We start from the raw sequence: 5,145 nt of genomic DNA on the forward strand, positions 1-5,145 counted from the left end.
GGCGGCCACAGGATGTGACCGCCCTCAGTTGTCAGTCCGCCGCTCATCGGGAAAACGCGGCGGAGCGGGGGCAGGTCTATTATTCGCCCGTAGCGTCCGTGGCCGGGGCAGGCTGAGCGCCTTCAGCGACAGCACTGCCGCTGGCGTTGCCAGCCACCAGCGCGTTCCCCGAGGCGCTGAACATGCCGGCAGGCAGCGTGCGGGTAACCTTGCCCTGCTTGACCACGACCTGCTCGATTTCGCCGCGACCGTTGGCGACAACCTGGCGCACCTTGCCGAGCGAGGCGCCTTCCGACGTCATCACCGGCATGCCGGGAGCGACGGTGGCCGCGCCCTCGCCAGCGGCAGCAGCCGAGCCAGCCACCGCAAGCAGCGGGTTGGTGAGCGAAGCCGCGCCATTGCCTTCAGCCGAACCGCCCCCGTTGCCGCTGATCATGCCCGCACCCGGCAGGGTAGACATGCCGGGCATGGGCGCCGCAGCGACTGCATCGCTTGCGGCTCCGGTGGCGGTTCCCGCTGCATTGGTGGCAAGGCCGCGCGCTTCGCCAGCCGCAGGTGCCAGCGCGCCCGTCACTGCATCGGTGCCGATCAGCTGGGCATTGGCAGAGCCTTGTCCGCTCGCCGAACCGGTTCCGTTCGCGCTCGCCATCCCGGTCATCGGCGGAACGACGAGGTCGGCAAGGCTGGCGGTGGAGCCGGTGAGCGAACCGCCTGCGCTGCGCTCGGCCGAGACCGTGCCGCGCCGCGCGTCAACCGACTGGCTGCCACGGGTCGTGCCTTCGCCGCGCACAGTGCCGTCGACCGCGCCGCGCACGCTGCGAGTGGAAGTGTCGAGCGTTCCACCGACGGTACCACCAATGGTGCCGCCGAGGCCCCCGCCAAGACCGCCGCCGCCCAGCAGCTGCGCATTTGCGGTAGCGGGAAGGAGCGCAAGAACGCTTGCGGCCAGAATGAGCTTCTTCATGTCCATATCCTTTCGTCAGTTACAGCGAGCCGGTGTGTTCGCTCGCTCGAAAGGAAAACGGACGGGCCGCGAGGTTTAATTCACGCGGATGGAAAATTTATCTCATTTCTTGCCGCAGCCGCCGCAAAGCAGACCGCGGCCGAACACCTTGTCTGCGCCCTTGGCGCCAAGGTCGCGCGCTTCTGTGTCGAGCGCGGCGCGCCAGCGCTGGCCATTCGAGAGAGCGGCGGCCACCCGTGCGGCAGCCAGCGGCGTGGCGAAGCTGGTGCCACGCCACAGCTTGCTCCGTCCCTTCGCGTCGAACGCATACACGTCCGCCCCTGGAGCAGCATAGTCGAGATGCAGCGCCCGTCCGGCCTCGATCAGCGCGCGTCCCTTTCGGTCTGCGCCGGTGATCGCCAGCACGCCGTCGTAGGAGGCGGGATAGGCGGCCGGCGCGGCGGGGCCATCATTGCCGACCGCTGCGACGATGATGATGCCACGCTCGCGCGCCGCCTTGATGGCGCGTTCAACCAGCGGATTGCGGGGGCCGACGAGACTGATCGTCACCACCTTGCAGCCGCTGGCAGAGAGCCAGCCGAGCGCCTTTGAAATTGCCAGCGCATTGCCGCCTGCGGGTTCCTGCCCATAGACATCCGCCACCCGGATGGTCCGCACCCCGGTCGCCCGCAGAAGGCTCGCCACCGCGCTCCCGTGGTCCGAGGCCGTTGGCGCACCCTCGGCAAATCCCTTGATCGCGGCAACCGGCACGGCATTGCCCGGTGCGCCATCGATGATGCCGATGGGGACGGTGATCGGCGCGGCCTGAGCGGCGGCAAGCGACACCGCGAGCGGGGCCGAGGTAGAAGCCGCAACAACCGTTCCGGCGGCGAAGTGCAGATTGTCCGCGCCCAGTTCCAGCTCCGGCACGATGGCGGCGGCGCGCGCCTGTGCCTGTGCGAGCGACTGGCCCGACTGTATCCCGAGCCGCGTGACCGCGATGTCCAATCCCTCGATCCGCTCACGGCCGAGCACACGAAATCCCGCCGCTTCCAGCTGTGCGATCTGGGCAGCGCTGGCCTCGATCGCGAGCAATTCGCCCCGCCGGGCGAGCTCCCCGCGCACATCGCGCTCGATCACGTCGCTGTTCTGGCGCAGCAGCCGCGCCAGCGTCTGATCGCGGACCCGCAGCAGGCGCCGCGCCTCGCGCGCGGTCAGGCGGTCGGCGGTCTCAAGCGTGTCGTCCACCGTGCCCGTGACATTGCCGACAATCCCGCCCACGCCAGGCACGCGCGGCAATTGCAGCTGCGCGGCGAGCGGTGCGGCGGCTAGCGCCATCGCGGCAAGAATGGTGGGCAGAAGCGGACGCATCTCTATTTCCTTCGATCATTTCATCTTAAGCATGGATGAAACGAACGCCGCCATCCGTTTCATCCTTCAGAAAGGCACAAAACGCTGTCCAGAAGCTTCGAACAGCAAGCTCTTGAGCTGCTGCCGCGGTTGCGGCGGTTCGCGATCGGTCTTGCCGGTTCGGCTGCCGATGGCGACGACCTGTGCCAGATGACCATAGAGCGCGCTCTGTCCCGCCGCGACCAGTGGCAGGAAGGAACGCGGCTCGACAGCTGGATGTACAGGATCATGCGCAATATCTTCATCGATGAGCGACGGGCGAGCACGCGACGCGGCGAGACCTTCGTCGACGAGGAAGCCGGTCTTGGAGTGGGTGCCGATGGCGGGCAGGAGGCTGGGGTCGAGCTGGCGCTGGTCGACCGGGCAATGGCACGCCTGCCCGCCGATCAGCGCGAGGCGGTGCTGCTGGTGATGGTCGAGGGCTATTCCTACAAGGAAGCCGCCGCGATCGTAGGCTGTCCGGTCGGCACACTCAATTCGCGGCTCGTGCGCGGGCGCGACGCGCTGATGGCGCTGTTGGAGGTGAACGAATGAACATCACCGATGACATTCTTGCCGCCTATGCCGACGGCGAGCTGGACGAGGTCGAGGGCGCGCGCGTCGCGGCGGCGGTCGCGGCCGATCCGGCGCTGGTCGCCAGGATCGCGGCGCACCGTGCTCTCAAGGAACGGCTTGCAGCCCACTACGCGCCGATTGCCGAACAGGCCGTCCCGCCGCATCTCGCCGCGCTGCTTTCCGGCGGGCAGAACAAGGACAAAGCGGATGGCGGCGACGTGATCAGCTTTGCAGCCGCACGCCAGAAGCGCGGCCTCGTGCCGGTGCTGCGGCGCTGGGGGCCGATCGCGGGGCCTGCGCTGGCGGCCTCGCTGGTCTTGGCGGTGCTGCAACCATGGAACGGCGCGAGCCCCGAAGGCTATGCCGAACCGGCGCTCGCCGCTGCACTCGACAGCCAGCTGGTCGCCACCCAGCCCACCGATGCTGAGACCCGCATCCTGCTCAGCTTCGAACGCGACGGCGGCGGGTTGTGCCGCGCGTGGCGGGGCGGCAGCGAGGGAGGGATCGCCTGCCGCGACGACACCGGCTGGAAGATAGAACAGCAATTCGCGCTGGGCGAAAGTGCCGGGGGGCAGTTCCGCCAGGCCGGAAGCGAGGCCGATCTGCTCGCCGCCGCACAGGATATGGCCGCAGGCGGCGCGCTCGACGCCGAAGCAGAAAAGGCCGCAAGCGAACGCGGCTGGAAGCCCTGATAACTCAAAAAAGGGGCCGGCATCGCTGCCGGCCCCTTCGCTCAACGCATGCTCCGTGTGCCTCAATCAGCGGACCGCGCTGGTCTGCTCCACCGTGACAGTGCCCGCGCGATAGCCGCGCTCGGCCATTTCCTCGATGTAGTGGATGCGCTCCTTGCGCAGTTCGCGGGCATATTCCTCCCAAGCATCGCGCAGATCTTCGATGTCGCTCGCGCGGTTGAGATCCGAACGCAGTTCCTTCTGCGCTTCGATGATGTCGATGCGGTAATCGAACCAGAGCTTGTTCTCGATCCCCGCGATCGGCGTGCTGAAGATCAGTTGCTCCTCTTCGCGGGCAACCTTCTCTTCGATCAGGCCCGAAATGGCGGCATGGCCGGCCGTGGCAAGCAGGCCGAGGGTCATGACAGCGGCAACCTTGAAAGACGTCATGGCGTTTCTCCGTTCATATTTCTGCCGGCGCTTGTTGGGCCGGTCGAAAAGGAAACGGATGGGGATGCCGGTTTAATTCACGACAACATGCTCGCGCCCCAAGTCGTGCGCGAGGTCTGCGGGAATCCTGTTTCGCGCTGGCGACACATCACAGCGAGGGCGCGACCTACGTCGCTGATCGTGCGTTGCGCTCATCGCCACAGCACATCCTACCTGATGCATGGTGCCTACAACCGGCTGAGGGCCGGGTCGAAGCCATAATCAAGATAGAATGGATGAAATCGGAAGACCCGTTCGTTTCAGAGATGAAGCAGCCCCGGCTGCGACCTTTCAATTCTGGAGCGACATCATGCGCAAGTCGAAATTCATTCTCGTCCTTACTCTCATCGGCGGTCCCGCATTTGCTCAAGAGGCCGCGCCAGCCTCTTCCGACGACCCGAAGCCAGAGACCGCAATCACCTTGTTCGTAGCCGCGGATTACGTCACCGGCGACCTCGCGGACCGCGAATATGACACAGTAAGCTTTTCCACCGGCGCTCGAGTGACCTCAGGCAGATTCTCCTTCGCCGCTTCAATCCCTTACATCGTCACATCTGCTCCGGAAGATTTGATTGTGAGCGGTGGCGGGCTGCTGGGCACGGCGCTCCTGTCGCGCCCATCCACTCAGCCCGGCACGGTTACCCGCGAAGGGATCGGCGATCTCACATTGCAGGCCGATTATCAGCTCCCGGTGGGCCGATTAAACGCGTCATTCGGCGGCATCATCAAGGTGCCCACTGCTTCGCGAGAAGCCGCCCTTGGTACCGGCGAGGTGGATTTGGGCATTAATGGCCAAATCTCGCAGCGTTTCGGCAATGTGATCCCGTTCGTCACCGCCGGTTACACCGTCGTAGGCGAACCCGCTGGCTTTGATGTTCGCAACACCTTGTCTGGCGCTGTCGGTAGCCAATTTCTTGTGAGCAATCTGAGTTCAGTGACAGTTTCCTACAGTTACGATCAGGCTGCGACCGAGCTGGTTGGGGACAATCAATCCGTCGGCTTGGGTTTCGCCACCAGTCTGACCAATCGGCTACAGCTTGGCGTTGATGCAAGGGCCGGGCTGTCGACCGATGCCCC

At 65.8% G+C, this 5,145-nt stretch carries 6 protein-coding genes; 3 read left to right on the forward strand and 3 right to left on the reverse strand.

The window, feature by feature from the left end:
- Positions 1-79: 79 nt before the first annotated feature.
- Complete coding sequence (locus BZF59_RS00030; protein ID WP_143738029.1) at positions 80-964, reverse strand: hypothetical protein; 885 nt, start codon at positions 962-964, stop codon at positions 80-82.
- 102 nt (positions 965-1,066) lie between these two features.
- Entirely contained in the window at positions 1,067-2,314 is a 1,248-nt protein-coding gene (locus BZF59_RS00035; protein ID WP_245805943.1) for a S8 family serine peptidase, read from the reverse strand.
- 129 nt (positions 2,315-2,443) lie between these two features.
- On the opposite strand from BZF59_RS00035, the gene BZF59_RS00040 reads away from it, so the two are divergent.
- Positions 2,444-2,887, forward strand: coding sequence for an RNA polymerase sigma factor (locus BZF59_RS00040; protein ID WP_245805944.1), 444 nt, complete (start codon positions 2,444-2,446; stop codon positions 2,885-2,887).
- A complete protein-coding gene (locus BZF59_RS00045) occupies positions 2,884-3,600 on the forward strand; it encodes a hypothetical protein (protein ID WP_086606208.1) in 717 nt (238 codons plus the stop codon). Before BZF59_RS00040 ends, BZF59_RS00045 begins: the two co-directional genes overlap by 4 nt.
- A gap of 66 nt (positions 3,601-3,666) precedes the next feature.
- On the opposite strand, the gene BZF59_RS00050 is transcribed toward BZF59_RS00045, so the two are convergent.
- Positions 3,667-4,029 carry a hypothetical protein gene (locus tag BZF59_RS00050; protein WP_086606212.1) on the reverse strand — a complete coding sequence of 121 codons (363 nt, stop codon included), beginning with the start codon at positions 4,027-4,029 and terminating at the stop codon, positions 3,667-3,669.
- A 271-nt stretch (positions 4,030-4,300) separates the two neighbouring features.
- Between BZF59_RS00050 and BZF59_RS00055 the strand changes: the two genes are divergently transcribed.
- Positions 4,301-5,145, forward strand: an 845-nt coding sequence (locus tag BZF59_RS00055) for a transporter (protein WP_143738028.1), incomplete at its 3' end; no start/stop codon positions are given.

The organism is Erythrobacter donghaensis, from assembly GCF_002155425.1.
GTDB lineage: Bacteria > Pseudomonadota > Alphaproteobacteria > Sphingomonadales > Sphingomonadaceae > Erythrobacter > Erythrobacter donghaensis.

What these genes read in the sequence shown, in the direction of transcription:
- BZF59_RS00035 (WP_245805943.1), bottom strand. Translation starts at nt 2,314, where the DNA reads ATGCGTCCGCTTCTGCCCACCATTCTTGCCGCGATGGCGCTAGCCGCC.
- BZF59_RS00045 (WP_086606208.1), top strand. Translation starts at nt 2,884, where the DNA reads ATGAACATCACCGATGACATTCTTGCCGCCTATGCCGACGGCGAGCTG.
- BZF59_RS00030 (WP_143738029.1), bottom strand. Translation starts at nt 964, where the DNA reads ATGAAGAAGCTCATTCTGGCCGCAAGCGTTCTTGCGCTCCTTCCCGCT.
- BZF59_RS00050 (WP_086606212.1), bottom strand. Translation starts at nt 4,029, where the DNA reads ATGACGTCTTTCAAGGTTGCCGCTGTCATGACCCTCGGCCTGCTTGCC.